The following is a 19,433-nucleotide window of genomic DNA, read 5'->3' as shown; positions in this document are numbered from 1 at the left end:
AAGCTAATTGCACAGAAGTGCAAAGAACTCGACCAAAGTAGGTCATTTAAATTAATTATCTAAATCTGAAAAGTTTTGCCGTTGTTGCTTCAATAGGATACTCGCATAGAACACCTATTTCAGGAGAAACGACATGGCAAGTTTTGTAGATAGTATTAGCACCTCTGATGAAGTGGATTTCTTTCCTGTAGAGTTTATTGGAGAAGTGGATTACACAATATCAGTACTTGGTGCCTCAAATGCTGGTGGAACTTTAGCAGATCCTGTAGTTGGCATCTTTGATAGTGCTGGTAACTTATTAGCTTATCAAGACGACAGCTGGGCATTGGGTTATGACCCTATGCTGCAATTTACTGCACCCACTAGCGGGACATACTACATTGGGGTTGCTGATGCGATCGGAAGTACTGGTACTTATACACTGGTGTACGACCAAACTTTACCTCCATCTCCTGTTGATACGTCCACCTTCCTCGTTTAAGACGACAGTGAGAGTATTTAATGCAGTCAACTGTTTATCAACTGGCTGCATTGATACAAACTGTAGAGATATTTTTCTATTGTCGAATAGAGCAAAGAAGATTTAGTAGCGATGACAACTACTTTACACGCTAATGAAACCGACATCACTGCTGAAGAAATCATGTCTTTAGTAAAGAGTTGCCAAATATTGCCACAATTGTGGCGTGAGAAGATTATTGAGCAGGCGATCGCCGCTATTGATTGTACTCCAGAGGAAACTATGAGTGCTTGTCAGCAATTTTATCAGCAACATCACCTTGATAGCGTTGCTAAACAGCAAGCTTGGCTAGAGCATTATGGTATAACTCAAAGGCAATTAATCTCTATGGCAACACGCCAACTCAAAATTGAAAAATTTAAACAATTAACTTGGGGTAGTAAATTAGAAACTTACTTTCTCCAGCGTAAAGGACAGTTAGATCGAGTCATTTGTTCGTTGATTAGAGTTCAGGATGGAGGAATTGCTGAAGAGATTTATTTCCGAATTTATGAAAAAGAGCAATCATTTACGGAATTAGCAAAGAAATTCTCTGTAGGACTAGAAGCACAAACTGGAGGTATCGTTGGTCCAGTAGAGTTAGGTACACTGCATCCACAGTTGTCAAAAATACTCAAAACAAGTCAACCAGGAAAGCTATTGCGCCCTATATTATTAGGAGAATGGTCTTTTATTGTGCGATTAGAAAGGATAATTCCGGCACAATTAGACGAGATGATGCGCCGGAAGTTATTACAGGAACTATTTACAGCTTGGTTACAAGAGCAAACTCAAAAACTATCTTCTTTTGACAGAATTTGGATGGAAGCTCTCGATCATACTCATTAGTAACTTACTTCAACCTTCCTGAACGAATTGTACTAAAAACTAGCCACAGTCCCAACAAACTGGCAGTAGCAAATAAAATAGTACTCAACCAAGATAATTCAGTAGTTTGGGCATTATTGGAAATAAGTGCTGCACCAATAATTAAAGAGCCAACTAAAATACTGAATGACAGACGATTAGCTGCCTCGTCCATTGTACGGCGTATGTTGTCTAAACCGCGTACTGATAAATTCCACTGAAGTGTTTCTGACGTTACTCGATCTAAAAGTAACTCAATTTGGCGAGGTGATTGTAGCGACAGACTTTTCAAATCTAGTGCAGTTCTTAACAAAGATTGCACAGGATTAGCACCGAATAACTGACGTCGAAACAAGTCTGTAATCAGTGGTTTGATTTCATCTAAAAGATTAATTTCTGGGTTAACTAAACGAGCAACTCCCTCTAAATTTGCTAATGTTTTTGCATATAAACCCAAATTACTTGGTAAACGAATCTTGTTGTTACGTGCTACTTGTAATACTTCATAAAATACTTGACTAAAGTTAATTTGTGACAAGCTTAAATTGTAATATTTGCGTAGCATTCGGTCATAATCATTCTCCAAACGCGATAAAATCACTGGTTGGGCAGAATCAGCAAGTTGCAACGTTAATTGCGCACATCTTTGGGCGTCTAAATCAACGATCGCTAGTAACATTTCCGTCAAAATTTGCTGCGATCGCGGATCTAAACGTCCTACCATGCCGCAATCGAGCAATGCAACGCGACCATCTCTGAGGTAAAATAGATTGCCTGGGTGCGGGTCAGCGTGAAAGAAGCCATCAATATAAACCTGCTGGAAGAACGCACGAAACAACAAGCTTGTCACAGCAGCTCGTTTTTTATAGGGATCTTGACCATTTTGCGCGCTCCCAAAATCTCCTGAGAGAATTGGCACTCCATCGAGCCACTCCATAACAAGCAACTTGGCTGTTGTTAAGTCCCAGTAGATTTCTGCTACGACTAACTGCGAAGAATCAAACCAGCGACTATTAGTAAGATTACGCCGTAATTGATCTGTAAAACTTGCTTCCCGAATAAAGTCTAGCTCTGCCTCTAACGCTTTGGTAAATTCTTCAGCCAAAGAGTCGATATCGTACATTTGCCCAAACTCAGTTCGCGATACCAAGTCGGCTACACCGCGAATGAGTGAGATATCTTGTGCAACAATCGCATCAATTCCAGGGCGTTGAACTTTAATTGCAACTTCTCGCCCATCAATTAAGATAGCTTTGTGTGTTTGAGCAATTGATCCTGCTGCAACAGGTCGCGGATCAATTGTGGTAAAGGTAGATTCAAGTGACTGCGGTAGTTGCTGACGAATGACAACTTCAATATCTGCCCAATTAACGGGTGGTACATCATCTTGCAGCATTGACAGTTCATCAATGTAAGCTGCAGGAAGCAAGTCAGGGCGAGTACTTAGTAACTGCCCAAACTTAACGTATACAGGTCCAAGATCGACCAAGATGTTTCGCAGAACAGCAGGAGTAGGTAATTGGGGTTCATCAGTTTTTCCTCCAGTCAACAGCCGTCGCATATAGTCCCAGCCGTTACGCAGGAAAACTTCCAGAATTTCTCTTTGCCGAGATGTTGTTTGAGTTAGAAACACAGCTTTTTATAAGGTAGTGCAGACGTTTTATAACAGATCCGTGAATTTGGGGTTATCCTGCAAAAGTTTGAGTGCTTGTTTAATGTCTTGAGTGCGATCTTTTCTCGCAATCAGAGTGACATTGCGATCGCGCACCACCACGACATCTTCTAATCCAATAGTAACAATCACATCATCGTCACTCGTGGCATAAAGCAGCGTATCTTTAGTATCTAACCCAATGTGATTGGCTAACTCAACGTTCAGGGCGTCTTTTTTGAGTAATCGCTCAATTGCATTCCAATCTCCCAAATCATCCCAACCAAAATCGACGGGCAAAACATAGGCAATTTGGGTTTTCTCCATCAAAGCGTAATCAATACTGATTTTTGGTAAATGTGCGTAAGCCGATACTCCTTCAGTTTCTAGTAATCGCATCATTTCTGGAGCGTATGTCCGTAGTTCTTCTAGCACAACACCAGCACGAAAAACAAACATGCCGCTATTCCAGCTAAAACGATTTGTCACTAAGAAAGACTCGGCTGTTTCGCGATCCGGTTTTTCAGTAAACCGATTGATGCGGTAGACGGGTAAACCTCCAAAGGAACCAGCCAAATCTCCTTGCTCAATGTAACCGTAACCTGTCGCAGGATAGGTAGGCTTAACACCTAAAGTTGCGATCGCCTTTTCTGACGATGCTAATAATGTCGCAGCACAAAGCGTTTTGTGAAAGTTGGCTTGGTTGTCAATCCAAGGATCGGCGGGAAAAAAGCCAATAACTGCGTCTTCTCCGTAACGCTTGGCAACTTCTAGTGTACTCCATGCCACAGCTGCGGCTGTATCACGTCCTTCAGGTTCTGCTAATAAATTTAGCGTTGGCAAATCTGGTAGCTGTTCATGCACACCTTGTACAAGTTGACTAGAAGTCACCACCCAGAGATTTTGCCAATCTCCTGCTAATGGTAAAAGTCGATCGGCAGTTGCTTGTAACAAGCTTTTTCCGCTGCCGTCCAAGCTTAAAAACTGTTTAGGACGTTGTTTGCGACTGAGGGGCCAAAATCGCTCTCCTTTACCCCCAGCTAAAATCACAGGTATCAGTGTGTTCATCTTGTATAGCTGTTGATGTGGATATCTTAAGCAAGTTTACCCGCCTCACTGGTAATAGCAAGAATTTTAATTACACAAAGCGAGTAGCTAATGATGAGTTTTGAATTTTAAGTTTTGGAAAGCGAACAAAGGTGCCGGAGGCATTTCATTTATTAAAAGAATTCTCATAACTCCTCGCCTCCCCCAGTTTCCTCTGCACCCTCATCTTAACTGTGACTAAATCGGTTATTGGGAGGGAAATACTACTTTAAAAATTGTCTAGAGCCGGCTGCTAGTCGTTAAGATCAAGAAAGATTAAGTTTATTATCAATTTTTAGCTTGTCAGCGCGATCGCTCGCAACAACTTAACGAAGATGACCTTCTTATTACTTGGCATAATCTGCCCACTCATATGACCACATACATGGAAATTCCCTTAATTGGCAAAGTCAAGCATCCACGTCGCTGGCTAATGGGGCTATTAGCAACTGGTGTTGTGGTCAGCGGTGGTACTTATGCAGTTATGAGTCGAACAACACCAAGAATTAATGTTGCAGAACTGACTGTACCCGTAGAATCACAAAATGTAACATTACGCATCACTGCCAGCGGTAAAGTTGTTCCTTTTCAGAGTGTGAACCTCAGCCCCAAAACCTCTGGGCGGCTTACAGAGTTGAGTGTTGAACAAGGCGATTCAGTTAAACAAGGACAAATTATTGCGCGGATGGATAACGCCGAACTTCAAGCTCAACTTGCCCAAGCGCGTGCTAACTTAGCTCAATCTCAAGCCCAACTCGACCAAGCACTTGCGGGTAGCCGACCTGAAGAAATTGCTCAAGCAAGAGCGCGTCTAGCTCAAGCCGAAGCCCAACTTGCCCAAGCGCGTACTGGAAATCGTCCAGAAGAAATTGCCCAAGCCCAAGCTCAAGTAGATGCAGCCCAAGCTAGGGTTAGTTTGACAAGTAGCCGAGTTCAACGCAATCGCGTATTATCTCAAGAAGGAGCAATATCACAAGATCGTCTCGATGAGGTGATCGCCGATGATCGTAGTGCGCAAGCTGCATTACAAGAAGCCCAAAGGCGATTAGCACAATTACAAAGTGGTAGCCGTTCTGAGGAAATCACTCAGCGTCAAGCCGCAGTGAATGAAGCCCGCGCCGCCCTTCAACAGGCTCAAAGTGGTTCGCGTCCGGAAGAAATTGCCCAACGCCGCGCCACAGTTGCTGCATCTGCTAGTCAAGTCCAAGCAATTCAAGTACAACTAGAAGACACGATCATTCGCGCGCCATTTGATGGGATTGTCACCCAAAAATACGCAACCGAAGGAGCTTTTGTCACGCCAACAACCTCAGCTTCTAGCACTGCATCAGCGACCTCAACATCGATTGTTGCGATCGCCAGAGGTTTAGAAATCTTGGCACAAGTTCCTGAAGTAGACGTCGGACAAATTAAGCAAGGGCAACCGGTGGAAATTATCGCTGATGCTTACCCTGAGCAGGTTTTTCAAGGTCGCGTTCGTTTAATTGCTCCAGAAGCCGTTGTTGAACAAAATGTGACTTCGTTTCAAGTAAGAGTTGCCTTGGAAACTGGCACGCAAGAGTTACGTTCAGGGATGAATGTAGATGTCACCTTTCTTGGCGAACAACTATCTGATGCCCTGATGGTTCCTACGGTGGCGATTGTCACAGAACGTGGTGAAACTGGTGTCCTTGTTCCAGGGCAAAACAATCAGCCGCTCTTTCGTCCGGTAACAATTGGACCAAGCCTTCAAGATCGCACGCAAGTTTTATCCGGTTTAGACGAAGGCGATCGCGTATTTATCGACCTCCCAGAAAGGCAACAACAAAGACAAGATGAATCAGTGTTGAGTGAATAGTGGCTAGTGAAAGAGTTTTGAATTTTGAATTAAAAGACTTTTTATAACTCAACACTTCACGACTCTCTTAAACTCAACACTCAAAATTATCAAATTATCAGTAATGGATATTTTAGAAAGCGTCAAAATGGCATCAAAAACGCTGCTAGCAAATAAGCTACGCAGTACACTCACAATGCTAGGCATAATCATCGGTAACGCGTCGGTGATTGCAATGGTGGGTATCGGTGAAGGCGCTCAGCGATTCGTTTCAGGACAGTTTGAATCTCTAGGAACTAATGTATTGTTTATCGTTCCAGGGAACCGTGACGCGCAGCGGACAACTGTTGATTTGCCAAGAACTTTAGTTTTAGAAGACGCTGAAGCGATCGCCACACAGGTCCCAACAGTCGCCGCAGTTGCACCGCAATTACACTCTCGCGAACTCGTCACCTACCGCAACCGCAATACATACAGCTTGATGGTGGGAACAAACCCAGACTTTTCTATCGTACGTAGTTTTGATACTGAGCGTGGTAGATTTATCACCGACCTTGACGTTAAGCGAAATAACCAAGTTGTTACCTTGGGTGTCGATTTAGCCGAACGCCTCTTTGGAAATCAAGATCCAATTGGTCAGCAGATCAGAATCAGAAATGTTAGTTTCTTAGTCATCGGTGTGATGGAGGCGAAAGGCTCAGTCTTAGGGACAAACTATGACGACAGTGCTTACATTCCCATTACCACAATGGCAAGCCGAATTATCGGTAAAAATTCTCCTTATGGCGTAAATTTAACTTTTATTTCGGTGTCGGCACAAAATGAAGCAAGTGTTGATGCAGCGCAGTTTCAAATTACAAACTTGCTACGGTTACGGCACAAGATTACGCGCGAAGATGACTTTAGCGTGGAAAGCCAAAAAGACGTTTTAGAGATTGCAGGAACAGTAACAGGTGCTTTGACGATTATGTTAGCGGCGATCGCTGGTATTTCCTTGTTAGTAGGTGGTATTGGCGTGATGAATATTATGCTCGTGTCTGTCACTGAAAGAACGCAAGAAATCGGGCTGCGTAAAGCAATTGGTGCGACTCAGGATGATGTTTTAATTCAGTTTTTGATTGAAGCTGTGATTCTTTCGGCAGCTGGGGGCTTACTCGGTACAGCCCTAGGAGTTGGTGGAGTCCTTTTGATTGGAGCCTTTACACCGTTTCAAGCTGGAGTTTCACCAATTGCGATCGCCCTTGCGGTTGGTGTTTCTGGTGGTATTGGCATTATTTTTGGTGTAGTTCCTGCCCGTCGCGCTGCTCAACTCGATCCAATTGTTGCCCTAAGAAGCGCCTAGCCATACAATTCTAGATTCTGGATGAGCACTGATTAGTAAATTACTTCAACCTGTGATGGCAAAAAACGATTTCTTACGCAATGTTTGGTACTACGCTTTACCTGGAGGCTTACTCAAACGGGGAGCTATGGTGGCAAAGACTTTGCTAGGTGAACCAGTGGTTTTTGCACGTAGCCGTGAAGGTAAAGTGTTTGCGCTACGCAACATCTGCCCTCATCGTGCAGTACCGCTAAGCTGTGGGCGGTTCGACGGACAAGAAATTGAGTGTTGTTATCATGGTTGGCGTTTCGATCAAACAGGACGCTGTACTGAGATTCCCGCCTTAGTTGAAGGCGATCCACTCGATCTCAGTCGCTTTCAAGTTAAGCAGTATCCTGTGCGGGAGGTGCAGGGCAACATTTGGATTTATATGACATCCAATGAGCGAAATGCACCGCAGGAACCAAATATGGAAGTTCCTGTCGTTCCTTTTTTTGGTGACAAATCCTATCAAATGGTCGTCACACTACATTTCCCCTGTTATGTGGATCATGCCATTATTGGTTTAATGGACCCAGCGCATCTACCGTATGTCCATCGTTCCTGGTGGTGGAAATCAGGGCGATCGCAATTTGAAGAAGTCAAAGCTTTTGATCCTTCGCCTTATGGCTTTACCATGCGGCGGCATCAAATTCCTAATGTCGCACTGGGCTATCGACTCATTGGTGGTGGCGCACCAGAAACTGAAATCTCGTTTCGTCTTCCTGGTGTACGAATTGAACACGTTAGTACAGCACACCATAATGTCTGTAACCTAACAGCAGTTACTCCCATATCGGAAACCGAAACAGAGGTGACAACTCTGCTTTATTGGACAACACCCTGGATTACAGCAATTAAACCACTGATTAGACCTTTTGTCCGTGCCTTTCTCGATCAAGATCGTCAAGTCGTGATTAAGCAGCAAGAGGGCTTGAAATACGATCCGACTTTACTACTCATTCGCGATGCGGATACTCAAGCACGTTGGTACTATCAGTTAAAAGCTGAGTTTGCCCGCGCTACAGCCGAAGAACGCCCTTTTAACAACCCAGTTAAAACCCAAGTTCTGCGTTGGCGATCGTAGGCAATAAAAGGGGCAAGGAAATAGAGAACAGCTTTACCAATTTTGATTTTGAGAAGATTTCAACTCATTAATTTAGCGTTTAGGATAAGTACTCTGCATGGAACACTACTCCTCACACTCTCCTATAGGAATTGCCCAGCGTGATGACGATGCTGTAGCAACTACGATAGTACGCCTAGAAAATGTCTTTAAAATCTATGGTGCTGGAGAAACTGAAGTTCAAGCATTAGCAGATGTTAGTTTGACCGTAGAACAAGGTGAGTATTGCGCGATCATGGGTGCGTCAGGTTCTGGCAAATCGACAGCAATGAATATCATCGGCTGTCTCGATCGCCCAACTAAAGGTCACTACTACTTAGATGGCGTTGATGTTGCAAATTTAAATGATACCGAGTTAGCGCACATCCGCAACCGCAAAATTGGATTTGTCTTTCAACAATTTCACTTACTCCCTCAATCAACAGCCTTAGAAAACGTGATGCTGCCGATGGTTTATGCAGGGATTTCGACATCAGAAAGACGCGATCGCGCTACTGAAGCATTACAACGCGTCGGCTTAGGAAATCGCCTGAACAATCAACCAAATCAGCTTTCTGGTGGACAACAGCAACGAGTTGCGATCGCAAGAGCAATTGTCAATCAACCCGTGCTACTGCTTGCAGATGAACCTACAGGCGCACTCGACTCTAAAACAACTCAAGAAGTCTTAGAAATTTTTGGCGAACTTAATGCCAGTGGGATCACGATTGTCATGGTAACGCATGAACCTGATGTAGCTCGTAAAACTCAACGCATTGTCTGGTTTAAAGATGGTCAAGTTATTCACTCCCATCTGACTCCATCTGATATTAATAGAGTGGCAACATCCTAGACAAGAAGTCAAGTTTAGGGTTATTTTCTAACCCCTGTTATTAGTCCACGTCGGTGGACTACCCTGCGGGAGGCCGTTTCACGTCTACGTTCGTTTAACCGCGACTTTAGTCGCCAAGCGATCGCGTTAGTGTAAAACTGCTAGAGATCCGGCGATCGCTGAGGCAGCTGCAGAAAAAAATATTGTGCCAAATAACCACCAAGCTGCAGTTTTTGCAACTTTTTGAGCCGCTTCTACTTGTTGTTGGGCTTGTTGTTTGCGAGTAGCTTCGATCAATTGTTCTAGCTTAGGAGTTAATTGACTAGGCTTTGATTCTAATTGCGAAGACTTGAGTTCATCTAAAAATCCACTGTGAAATCCTTGCGGTTGTTGCTGACTCCAAGCTTGCTGCCAAAAACCTTCCCAAGTGTCTAAAGCCTGATGAATAGATTGTTTTGAGAATTCTGTACGGCTATTTACTAAGTCTACAAAAGTTTGACGACCCATTTGTCGCAAATGATTTTCTCTGGCAATAGATTTCATCGCTGGATCAGCAACTAATCTTTCAAATTGTTCTTGAATTTCTTCGCGATCTGCCTCTGGCAACTGTAACTTTTTGAGATAGTTGTCGATTGCCTCGCGGCGACTGATTGCATCTACCGCTAAGCTCAACTCTTGTCTAATAACAGTAGCAGCAGTTTCTGCTGTGGAAACAAGCTGCTCGCTAACATTTTTAGCACCAATAGCTACTGCTGCTGTTCCTACAATACCTTGCAAACCCGAAGTTGCTGTTTTAAGAAGTGTACCAATGACAGAGCTGACAGTAGTTGAACTAACCCAGATAAGTAACGATAAGTAAGCTGCCCAAATAATCAGCCCAAGAATCACTCCCAAGAACTGATCGTGTGTGAAGCTGAGTTTGACTGCCAAAAAACAAGCTGCGAATAGTGTAATGCTGATAGTTCCTAAAGTCCTCAGCCCAACTACCGTGCCAATCTTATCTATCTTGTTGTCTAAGCTTGAGTCATTGTTAACATCAGAATCTAACGGTGTTGAGTCTGAATAGGAAATTCCTAAAGCAATGAAGAAATTACTTAGCAATATTTGAAAGGCAAAAGCTAGTAATACTCCTGCAATTAAAACTAAAAAACCTTGTGAACCAGAAAAGTTGGATAGGTTATATTCAGAAGTTGACATCTGTTCAATAGCTGCAATTTGAGTTATCCAAAATTGCGTTTTACCTTGCACGGTCATTATCATTGATTACTCGTCGCTCATCTTAATCGCATATTTACTAGTGGCTAATGTTTTTTCTAGAGTCAAACCACAAACTTCATATTCAGTACAAATCAATATGTTTTTAAATACAAGCTAAGCCCGCTGACACGGGCTTAAGCTCAAACGCAAGTACTAGTTGTGACTTAAATCTCACTAGTTTAAAGGCTTGACGTTTTTCCAGTTTGTGCTTGAGTTTCAATTGGTTTGACGTCGGTGTAACCCATTTGGCTAGCAATTGTTCGGAAAATTGAAATTTGATCGTCAAAATCAAGCCCTTCAATTTGCGACAACAAGCTGTTAATAGCTTCCGTTGGTTGATAGTCGTTAGGCATTCCTACTACACTATCGCCCATAGCTTGTGCCCAAGCATACCAAACCATCAGTTGATTGTTTTCTTTTAATGCACCGTAAGCACGTGAATATTCTGACTCCTCTCGGTTGACAATTTGCCGCATAACAGCAAGTTGCTCATTATCCGATAACTCATAGTAGTCTCCTAGTAGCATTGGTGCTAATTCTGGATCAGTTGCGGCTGGCGCAGCGGGAGTAATAGAACTACCCATTTTTTTATAAACCAGGTAAAACCAAGCTAGTTTTGCATCAGTTTCTAACCCATCGAAAGCTTGAACAACTTTTTGTGTTTCATCACTCAATGCTTGGGGCTGATTGGTATTTGGGCTAGAAGTCATAGCTTATCTCCAGAGAAAACGTTCTAGCTATCAGGAGTATCAAAGTTTGCAACTTTAATTCGCCCTCCAAGAGAGAGAGTTTAGTTTTGTGAGTTATTAATTGCGAATACTTCTTATAACAGAGATGCAAGATCTATCTCAATGAGGTTATGGCAGTGTAGTCGCCCTCTGATACGATCGCAGCATAAATAAAAAAATTCCATAGGAGACACTTATGGCTGACGAAGAAATCAAATCTAACCCTGAGCAAGCAACCACTCAAGAAGCACAACTTGCAGCAGAAAACATAGCTGCAGGCAAAGAGAAAGCAACAAATATAGATTTTGATGCCGATTACGCAGCTGCGCAGCAAATGAGTGTGAGTGATGTAGATCGTACAGAAGCAGGAGCACAGGCTGCACAAAAAGCAACAGCACCACAATTTGAAGTGTCTCAACAAGAAGAAACTAATACTGAAGCAACGACAGGTAATCCAGATGATTACAAGCAGATGGCACAAGAAAGTGTAGCTGAACCTGTAACAGAAGTTTCTGACGATTTAATGAAGAAAGCTATGGAGAAGGGTAAAGCTGGGAATTCATAGTGAATCTTTTTATCAAACTATATCGATATCACAGCTTATAATCTTTTGCTCAACTGACTGTAGTTGAGCATTAATCAGATTTCCTGCATGAATTAAAGCCCCCTAACCTCGCGAACAGATCTTCTCCCTTGTCATCCCCACCAGAATTAAGGGGAACTAAGAGGGAGACTTTTAAAGGATTAGTTTCTCCCGTTGTAGAAACTAGCGTAGGGGAAAGGGGGCTTTTCAATATTTGTGTAAGAGAGCTACTTTATGTAAAAGAAATAATGTAGCTATATCTTCAATGTGCCTTGATTACTCAAATCAGAATTTAACTGAATCTCGCTAGAATTTAAGGCTATGACTGCTGATAATAATTCTTGTGGTTGATGCACTAAAAAATCTGGGTTTTGTTGTGCTAAAACATCTGGAGAATTAAATCCCCAAGCCACGGCGATCGCCTTAATGTTACTCTTTCTCGCTGCTTCAATATCTCTTGTCTCGTCGCCTATATAAACAATATGTTCGCGGTTAAGGTCTTCCTGTTTAATAAGATTATTAATTACTTTGCTCTTACCGAAAAGAGTTGTTTCTGAGTAAATAAAATCAAATAAGTGTTGCCAATCGTTTTTTTCGAGAAACTCTACAATATTCTCTTTTGAATTAGACGTAATAATTCCCAATCGATGTCCCATAGAACTTAACTCGCTCAAGATGTCTGTAATTTCACAGATTGGTCTAATGTTCTTAATTTCCTTATTAAGTTCTGCTCTAACTTTTCTAATCAGAAAAGGTAGCTTTAAAATTGATATTCCTGAGTGCTTGACAATTTCTCTGGAACTCAATTTTTTTAGTTGTTCAAGTTCGACTTGAGTTGTTTGTTTATAGCCAAACTCCAATGCCAAACGATTTGTAATATCAACAATAACGTCAATCGTGTTGGCTAATGTACCATCAAAATCAAAAATAATCACTTTTGCTGTCATTGTAGGGCGCATTTATTGTTGGCTTGTGGACATTCTCGCTGTGCCCTGCAGATTTGCTTTAGCGTTTCGCCGTAACATTTCTGGTTTAATACGCCGTAGTGCTGAAGCTGGAAATTGCTTGTTCCACTCGGTATCAGAAATCTCAGCAAGTTCTGCTAATGTAGGGGCAATATTCCAGGGATAAGGCTGAAATTCTGCTACATCTGTTTCTTTAGCAAAACGCTGATTCCAGGGGCAAACGTCTTGGCAGATATCACAACCTGCAACCCAACCGTTGAGTTGCGATGCTACTGCCTCAGGTAATTTTTCACTCCGATTCTCAATTGTATGATAAGCGATACAACGATTTGCATCTACAACAAACGGCTGTGTAATTGCACCTGTCGGACAAGCATCAATACAGCGGGTGCAGTTGCCGCAATGTTCTGTGTGAGGGCGATCTGGAGTTAAGTTTAAGTTGGTCAAGATTTCGCCCAGAAACACCCAAGAACCGTATTCGCGTGTAATCACATTGCCATTCTTGGCAATCCAACCAATCCCTGCTTTCTGTGCCCAGACTTTATCTTGTACTGGACCTGTATCGGCATAGTATCGTACTTGAATTCCTTGTACTTGTGCTTCTAACCAATGACTCAGCAACTTTAGCTTTTTGTGTAAAACTTTATGATAATCCCTACCCCAGCCGTAACGGGATAGCTTGGCATATTTAGGATCTAGAGGGCGCTGGTGTGGAGTGTAGTAGTTTAATGCAACACAAATTAGCGATCGCACGTCTGGCATAACTAATTGGATATTTTGTCGCTTAGGGTTTGCCATCCATGCCATATCTGCTTGATACCCAAGTGCTAGCCATGCTTGTAAACGTTGACTCTCTGTTGCGTCATCGTCAACAGAGGCAATGCCGACTCGATGAAATCCTAACTCTAAGGCTTTCTGCTTGATCCAAGACGTATCTATATCAACCTTCTCCTATATCAAAGCCTTACATCCACGCTATCATCTCATACTGTTTTGCTTGCAAGTTGCTACAAATGAGACTGGGAGACTGAAAGAGAAAAGAAATTGGAGATTGATTCATTTTGCTAATCAATAAAGAGCCAATATTTTCCAGTTCATAAGTTCCCTTGTGCTAGATTGCAAGCTTTGTTTGTCTGTTTAACATTGCCTAATAGTTTGATTGGTAAATTTTATTTGCAATTTGTAAAGAAACGTTGCATACTAGAAATCAAGGAGGAGAGATTCATGCATACGAACCAACTCTTGTCAAGAATCTCTAGAGCAGACATGACATACACAACAGAGTCAGCTTCAACAACTTTCTCTAACCGCTTCGATTCCAGCACTCAGTTCGCTGACGCCGTGCCTGCCACCGTAGCTTTATTTAAGCGCCTCAGTGTGGACGATCAGCTAGCACTGCTTTGGTACGCGTACACTGAAATGGGAGGCTCAATCACACCTGCAGCCCCTGGTGCTGCGCGTTTGCAGTTAGCTGAAGGTCTACTAAGTCAGATCAAAAAAATGTCCCATGCTGAGCAGTTGCAGGTCATGCGCGATTTGGCAGCCAATAGAAATACTGCAATCAGCCGTGGCTACGGAGTTTTGAGCACAAATACTAAGCTAGCTTTTTGGTACGAGCTTTCTGTGCTGATGGAACAAGGCATTGTTATCCCGATGCCCCCTGGATACCAACCTTCCTCAGATGTAACAGAAGTTCTAGAGGCTATCAAGAGTCTTGATTTTGGTCAACAAATTACAGTGCTTCGTAACACAGTAGTTGACATGGGGGTCGATCCTTTAGCCGACTAACTTGATGTAACGTTAATTTTCTTCCCTTTCCATTACTGTTCTCTAATACAATCTTTTAAAAGAGCAGGTTACTATCCTGTTCTTTTTTGTATTACCTTGCTCCTAGACTGCCTGCTTATGAACCCTAAATTTCCCTCTTCAACCCAAGGTTCTATTGAACACTCGATGCGGATTGAAGGTATTACTGAGCCAACGATATTAAATTACTTTGAAACTTTAAACGCAAGTAAGTTTGATGAAACAGCCGCATTGTTTGCTGTTGATGGAACACTCAAAGCACCTTTTGAATCTCCTATTGTAGGGCAAGAGGCGATCGCTGCTTACCTTCATCAAGAAGCACAAGGCATGAGTCTTGCACCCACTCAAGGCATCATTGAGCCACAAGACGACGCATTTAAAGTTCAAGTTGCTGGAAAAGTACAAACTTCTTGGTGTGGTGTTAACGTCTCTTGGATATTTTTACTCAATCAACAACGTGAAATTCTTGCAGCTACAGTAAAACTTCTTGCTTCACCCCAAGAATTACTCAATATGCAGCGCCCTCAAAGTTGATGAAATAATCAGCCCACATTTTTTTATTCTTAAGCTACAAGTGATTGTTCGAGCGATCGCATGAGCATCTGACGTCCGAGATCGATATCTCGCTCTGCACATTGCCAGTCGGGATGGGCACTCATTAATAAACTTTCTAGGGTTTCTTGGTCAAACAAATGCCACACAGGTATTTCACCATCAACTTCTACTGCATAGCAGTTTGAGTTAATACAGTGAATTGTAAAGCTGCTAGCCGTCCGCGCTACTTGCATTTGCTGTTGCGGTTGCAACGAACGAAATCTGCGAATTGTCTGTTTCAACTCACTGACCGGAGACACCATTAATCCTGGAAGTGCAACCGGTGTATTTACATCACCATTGACTGTAATCCAGTAGTACCGTGCTGGGTCAATTCCTACTAACCAAGGCAATTCATCATCCAGACGATAACGAGGTGCTAAAGAAATTGATGGTGTCATAACAAAAGCTTTAATGAACTCGATCTACAACCAACCGCAGGTAAAGCAAATTTTTCTTTTTATGGAAAAGACGTTTTTTACCATACCGTGTAACTATTAAGATCAAGTTTTCAATAAAAACTTGTGTTTATAAACTCTTTTTAATAAAAGTTATAATAATAATTAATAAAGAGTCACTGTAATATAGAAAACTTATTCTAATAAATAGTGACCTAAAAGCTTAAGAAAGCTATACGGAGAGATAGAAACAGAGCTAGTTAGCAAAAGCAAAGGAAAACTTTAAACTCTCATACTGTATCTAACTAGATTAAAAAAAAATTAATAGGAGATGTGGGATAGGCGTCTTGCCTGCCCACACAACTCTGCTGATCGTCCTAATCGTATTATCCTACTAAACCAGAACGTAATGCGCGAACGGCAGCTTGAGTACGATCGTCGGCACAAAGCTTATTGAGGATATTGCGTACATGAGTTTTCACTGTACCTACAGTGATATACAGCTTTTCTGCAATTACTGCATTACTGCAACCTTCAACAATCAGTTGTAACACCTCAAGTTCTCTTTCTGTGAGGGGGTAAGCAGCAATCATTTGGTCATATTCTGCATCAGCAGCATTAATTGCAACTGTTTTACTATCTATAGTGACTGGCTCTATAGCTTCAGGAGTTTCTTTGGCTTGTTGGAGAACAATCCGTGCGATCGCAGGATCAATCCAAGAGTTACCACCATGTGTCACTCGTAATGCTTCTAGTAAGTTGTCAAAACTAATATCCTTCATACAGTAAGAGTCAGCACCCGCAGCAAACGCTGCTAGCACAGCTTCTTTGTTATCGCGTAACGTTAAAATCAATACTTTGGTGTTGCTATCATCATCACCGTCTTGATTTGCTTTAATTTGCCGTGTCAGTTCAATGCCATCTTTATCAGGTAAGCCAATATCAACAATTGCGATATCAGGATGGCTGATTTGTAATAATTTCAACCCTTCACTAGCATTAGCAGCTTCCCCAACCACTTCAATCTCTTGCCGCTGTTGCAGGGCTGTACGAATACCTACACGGGTGAGGTCATGGTCTTCAATTAAAGCAACACGAATTTTATTCATTGTCAATAACCGCTTGTACAATTCTTAAATTTAAAACCGAGTTTACTAATCTGACAGGATTAGTTTAGTTAAGATCACCCATTAACAGAAGTAGAGATTTCTCTAATCTAAAGCAATTTAATGGCAAATTTTTTTAGTTTTTCTGAAACGTCTCCTCAATAAGCGATCGCTTAAAATCTCTGCTCAAAAAAACCAGAAAAATGTATACTTTGTTACTCCTAGCTATACATACAAGTACACAAACACATGAGGCTTGTCTAACATCGTCAATTCATTAGCTCAATTTGTGGAATAATCTCAATTCGCCATAGTTAATTTTTAATAAGGCTCTTATGTTTGCGACTAAGGGTTGTGGAGATTATTGTATCAATTGGAGAGGCTCAGATTTCAGTATTCAAGAGAAGCAAGCGGGCGTCTATGTTGTATTGTTCGCTATCCTACTTTGTTAATGCCAAATGTAGTAGTTTCTTAGAGCTTCACACTCAACCTGCCAGCGAGTATCAGCAGCGTTATTTATAAAAGTAGAACATGACTCCAAAAAGTGGTTTAGAAATGCCAGTACCGCAAAATATTGTTGCATAAATTAACAACATGACATATGGATACTCGACAAGAAGACAGTGATAAGTTAGGCGCAAAAGATCAGCTGTGGGGTTTTGTTAAAGCACTACATCCAGAAGATCAACACCGGATAACTCAACGTACCTCTGCGATCGCACAAGGGCAACCATACGAAATTAAATACCGATTACTAGCTGCGGATGGTCACTATCACTGGTTCAGCGAACAAGGTACACCTGTCATTGCAGCAGGTCAAATTCAAGATTGGATAGTCAGTTGCACTCCTGTTGACAAGGAGAATGGATTAGAAGAACCCTTAAAAGCTTTGCAAGAAAGCGAACAGCGATATCGTTCGTTAGTTATTGCAACATCACAAATCGTTTGGACAACTGATGCTGGAGGTAAAGTAGACGATATGCCAGCTTGGCGGGCGTATACAGGTCAAACTGTTGCCGAAGTTCAAGGTTGGAGTTGGATAAGTGCAGTGCATCCTGAAGACCGCGATCGCACTGCGCAAACGTGGAATAGTGCAGTACAGCACAAAACGCTTTACGACACTGAATATCGCATTCGTGGTGCTGATGGCAACTATCGTTATTTTTGGGCGCGGGGCGTCCCAGTTATTGCCGAAGACGGCTCCATCCGCGAATGGGTAGGTATTTGTGCGGACATTCACGAACGCAAGCAGGTGGAGGAAGAACTCAAAAAAAGTGAAAAACGCTACCGTGATTTAGCAAATGCAATGCCTTTGATTGTGTGGACAGCACAACCAGATGGCACAATAGATTATTACAATCAATGGTGGTTTGACTATACCGGATTGACCCCTGAGCAAAACACAGGTTCGCAGTGGCAAGCAATTATTCATCCTGATGATTTACCTGAGTGTCTCCATCGTTGGCATCATGCTGTCAGTACTGGAACCTTTTATGAAATTGAATATCGTTTTCGGCGTAAAGATGGTGTCTATCGCTGGCACTTAGGAAGAGCTTTACCTGTACGCGATACTAACGAACAAATCTTGTCTTGGGTAGGAACTGCAACAGACATTGACGATCGCAAACGCTTCGAGGAAGCCCTCACAGAAAGTGAAGCCCGCTTCCGGAGTATGGCAGACAATGCGCCAGTCATGATTTGGGTATCTGGAACTGATACGCAATGTAATTGGTTCAATCAACCGTGGCTAGAGTTTACAGGACGGAAGATGGAGGAAGAAGTTGGTGATGGCTGGGTACAAAGAGTTCATCCTGAAGACAAAGAACCTTGCCTCAATATTTACCTCAAAGCATTTGCAACCCGTCAGCGCTTTGAGATGGAATATCGCTTTCAACGTGCAGATGGCGAGTATCGCTGGTTAGTTGATACTGGCGTACCGCGCTTTACACCGAGTGGCGATTTCACGGGATACATAGGCTCTTGTATTGATATTACTGAACGTAAATCTAATGAAGAAGCGCTGAGACATCGTGCCGAGGAACTGACTTATTTAACAAAAATGTTAGCAACGACAAATACTGCTTTAGAAAAGCGCAACCAAGAGTTGGATCAATTTGCTTATGTCGCCTCCCACGATTTGAAAGCACCCTTAAGAGCGATCGCTAATCTGTCGCAGTGGATTGAGGATGATATTGCAGAGCAACTCAGTGCCGAAAACCGGCGTCAGATGGAGTTGTTACGCGGGCGCGTACATCGACTTGAAGCATTAATTGATGGTTTATTGCAGTACTCCCGTGTAGGACGCATAGCAACACCTACTGAATTTGTCAGTGTGAAAAACTTACTCAATGAAGTGCTAATAATGCTTGCACCACCACCAGAATTTACAATCGCGATCGCCAAGGATTTACCCGCACTGCGTACTCAAAAGATGCCACTATTTCAAGTGTTCAGCAATCTCATCAGTAATGCGATTAAACATCACGATCGACTTGATGGCAATATCGCGATCTCTGCAACAGATCGAGGAGATTTTTACGAATTTACAGTAGCAGATGATGGTCCAGGCATCGCAGCAGTGTATCACGAAAAAGTGTTTGGCATCTTTCAAACCTTAGAAGCGCGTGATAAAGTCGAAAACACTGGGGTTGGTCTTGCGATTGTCAAAAAAATTGTAGAAAGTCAAGGAGGACGCATCTATCTTGCGTCTCAAGAAGGTCAAGGAGCCACTTTTCGCTTTACTTGGTCAAAGTAGCAATAGAGGTATAGCAGGGGTGAGG

The 19,433-nt window shown here is 42.4% G+C and carries 18 protein-coding genes; 10 read left to right on the top strand and 8 right to left on the bottom strand.

The window, feature by feature from the left end; translation table 11 throughout:
- Positions 1-133 precede the first annotated feature (133 nt).
- Together IQ230_RS08415 and IQ230_RS08410 are read left to right on the top strand one after the other, a co-directional pair.
- A complete protein-coding gene (locus IQ230_RS08415; RefSeq protein ID WP_193931570.1) occupies positions 134-481 on the top strand; it encodes a DVUA0089 family protein in 348 nt (115 codons plus the stop codon).
- 111 nt (positions 482-592) lie between these two features.
- Positions 593-1,348, top strand: coding sequence for a peptidylprolyl isomerase (locus IQ230_RS08410; RefSeq protein WP_193931569.1), 756 nt, complete (start codon positions 593-595; stop codon positions 1,346-1,348).
- A 4-nt stretch (positions 1,349-1,352) separates the two neighbouring features.
- Here the strand turns inward: IQ230_RS08410 and IQ230_RS08405 are convergent, their stop codons facing one another.
- Together IQ230_RS08405 and IQ230_RS08400 are read right to left on the bottom strand one after the other, a co-directional pair.
- Entirely contained in the window at positions 1,353-2,999 is a 1,647-nt protein-coding gene (locus IQ230_RS08405; protein WP_193931568.1) for an ABC1 kinase family protein, read from the bottom strand.
- Positions 3,000-3,026: 27 nt separating this feature from the next.
- Complete coding sequence (locus IQ230_RS08400; RefSeq protein ID WP_193931567.1) at positions 3,027-4,085, bottom strand: mannose-1-phosphate guanylyltransferase; 1,059 nt, start codon at positions 4,083-4,085, stop codon at positions 3,027-3,029.
- Between the two features lie 403 nt (positions 4,086-4,488).
- Between IQ230_RS08400 and IQ230_RS08395 the strand changes: the two genes are divergently transcribed.
- The 4 genes from IQ230_RS08395 (at position 4,489) to IQ230_RS08380 (ending at position 9,237) form a co-directional block, all read left to right on the top strand.
- Complete coding sequence (locus IQ230_RS08395; protein WP_228054696.1) at positions 4,489-5,940, top strand: efflux RND transporter periplasmic adaptor subunit; 1,452 nt, start codon at positions 4,489-4,491, stop codon at positions 5,938-5,940.
- A gap of 103 nt (positions 5,941-6,043) precedes the next feature.
- Entirely contained in the window at positions 6,044-7,261 is a 1,218-nt protein-coding gene (locus IQ230_RS08390; protein WP_193931565.1) for an ABC transporter permease, read from the top strand.
- Positions 7,262-7,316: 55 nt separating this feature from the next.
- Complete coding sequence (locus IQ230_RS08385) at positions 7,317-8,366, top strand: aromatic ring-hydroxylating oxygenase subunit alpha (RefSeq protein ID WP_193931564.1); 1,050 nt, start codon at positions 7,317-7,319, stop codon at positions 8,364-8,366.
- Between the two features lie 97 nt (positions 8,367-8,463).
- On the top strand, positions 8,464-9,237 hold the full coding sequence (locus IQ230_RS08380; protein ID WP_228054692.1) for an ABC transporter ATP-binding protein: 774 nt from the start codon (positions 8,464-8,466) through the stop codon (positions 9,235-9,237).
- Between the two features lie 126 nt (positions 9,238-9,363).
- Here IQ230_RS08380 and IQ230_RS08375 read toward each other — a convergent pair whose 3' ends face one another.
- Together IQ230_RS08375 and IQ230_RS08370 are read right to left on the bottom strand one after the other, a co-directional pair.
- Positions 9,364-10,476: a hypothetical protein gene (locus IQ230_RS08375; RefSeq protein WP_228054691.1), complete on the bottom strand. Its 1,113-nt coding sequence runs from the start codon at positions 10,474-10,476 to the stop codon at positions 9,364-9,366.
- A 176-nt stretch (positions 10,477-10,652) separates the two neighbouring features.
- Positions 10,653-11,183: an orange carotenoid protein N-terminal domain-containing protein gene (locus IQ230_RS08370; RefSeq protein WP_193931563.1), complete on the bottom strand. Its 531-nt coding sequence runs from the start codon at positions 11,181-11,183 to the stop codon at positions 10,653-10,655.
- 214 nt (positions 11,184-11,397) lie between these two features.
- On the opposite strand from IQ230_RS08370, the gene IQ230_RS08365 reads away from it, so the two are divergent.
- Positions 11,398-11,766 (top strand): hypothetical protein, encoded by a 369-nt coding sequence (locus IQ230_RS08365; RefSeq protein ID WP_193931562.1) that lies wholly within the window; start codon positions 11,398-11,400, stop codon positions 11,764-11,766.
- Positions 11,767-12,038: 272 nt separating this feature from the next.
- Here IQ230_RS08365 and IQ230_RS08360 read toward each other — a convergent pair whose 3' ends face one another.
- Both IQ230_RS08360 and queG read right to left on the bottom strand, forming a co-directional pair.
- Positions 12,039-12,731: an HAD-IA family hydrolase gene (locus tag IQ230_RS08360; RefSeq protein WP_193931620.1), complete on the bottom strand. Its 693-nt coding sequence runs from the start codon at positions 12,729-12,731 to the stop codon at positions 12,039-12,041.
- Between the two features lie 12 nt (positions 12,732-12,743).
- Positions 12,744-13,688, bottom strand: a complete 945-nt coding sequence (gene queG, locus IQ230_RS08355; RefSeq protein ID WP_193931621.1) for a tRNA epoxyqueuosine(34) reductase QueG — start codon at positions 13,686-13,688, stop codon at positions 12,744-12,746.
- 285 nt (positions 13,689-13,973) lie between these two features.
- Here queG and IQ230_RS08350 point away from each other — a divergent pair, with 285 nt between their 5' ends.
- Positions 13,974-14,537, top strand: a complete 564-nt coding sequence (locus IQ230_RS08350) for an orange carotenoid protein N-terminal domain-containing protein (RefSeq protein WP_322742338.1) — start codon at positions 13,974-13,976, stop codon at positions 14,535-14,537.
- A 117-nt stretch (positions 14,538-14,654) separates the two neighbouring features.
- Positions 14,655-15,089 carry a ketosteroid isomerase family protein gene (locus tag IQ230_RS08345; RefSeq protein ID WP_193931561.1) on the top strand — a complete coding sequence of 145 codons (435 nt, stop codon included), beginning with the start codon at positions 14,655-14,657 and terminating at the stop codon, positions 15,087-15,089.
- A 29-nt stretch (positions 15,090-15,118) separates the two neighbouring features.
- Here the strand turns inward: IQ230_RS08345 and IQ230_RS08340 are convergent, their stop codons facing one another.
- Both IQ230_RS08340 and IQ230_RS08335 read right to left on the bottom strand, forming a co-directional pair.
- Complete coding sequence (locus IQ230_RS08340) at positions 15,119-15,550, bottom strand: hypothetical protein (protein ID WP_193931560.1); 432 nt, start codon at positions 15,548-15,550, stop codon at positions 15,119-15,121.
- 383 nt (positions 15,551-15,933) lie between these two features.
- Complete coding sequence (locus IQ230_RS08335; protein WP_099701830.1) at positions 15,934-16,656, bottom strand: response regulator transcription factor; 723 nt, start codon at positions 16,654-16,656, stop codon at positions 15,934-15,936.
- A 598-nt stretch (positions 16,657-17,254) separates the two neighbouring features.
- Between IQ230_RS08335 and IQ230_RS08330 the strand changes: the two genes are divergently transcribed.
- Entirely contained in the window at positions 17,255-19,408 is a 2,154-nt protein-coding gene (locus tag IQ230_RS08330; protein WP_193931559.1) for a PAS domain-containing sensor histidine kinase, read from the top strand.
- Positions 19,409-19,433: the final 25 nt, after the last annotated feature.

Source organism: Gloeocapsopsis crepidinum LEGE 06123, from assembly GCF_015207655.1.
GTDB classification, from domain to species: Bacteria; Cyanobacteriota; Cyanobacteriia; order Cyanobacteriales; family Chroococcidiopsidaceae; genus Gloeocapsopsis; species Gloeocapsopsis crepidinum.
Note: the sequence above shows the minus strand (reverse complement) of the source record. Positions and strands in the feature narration are given on the sequence as shown.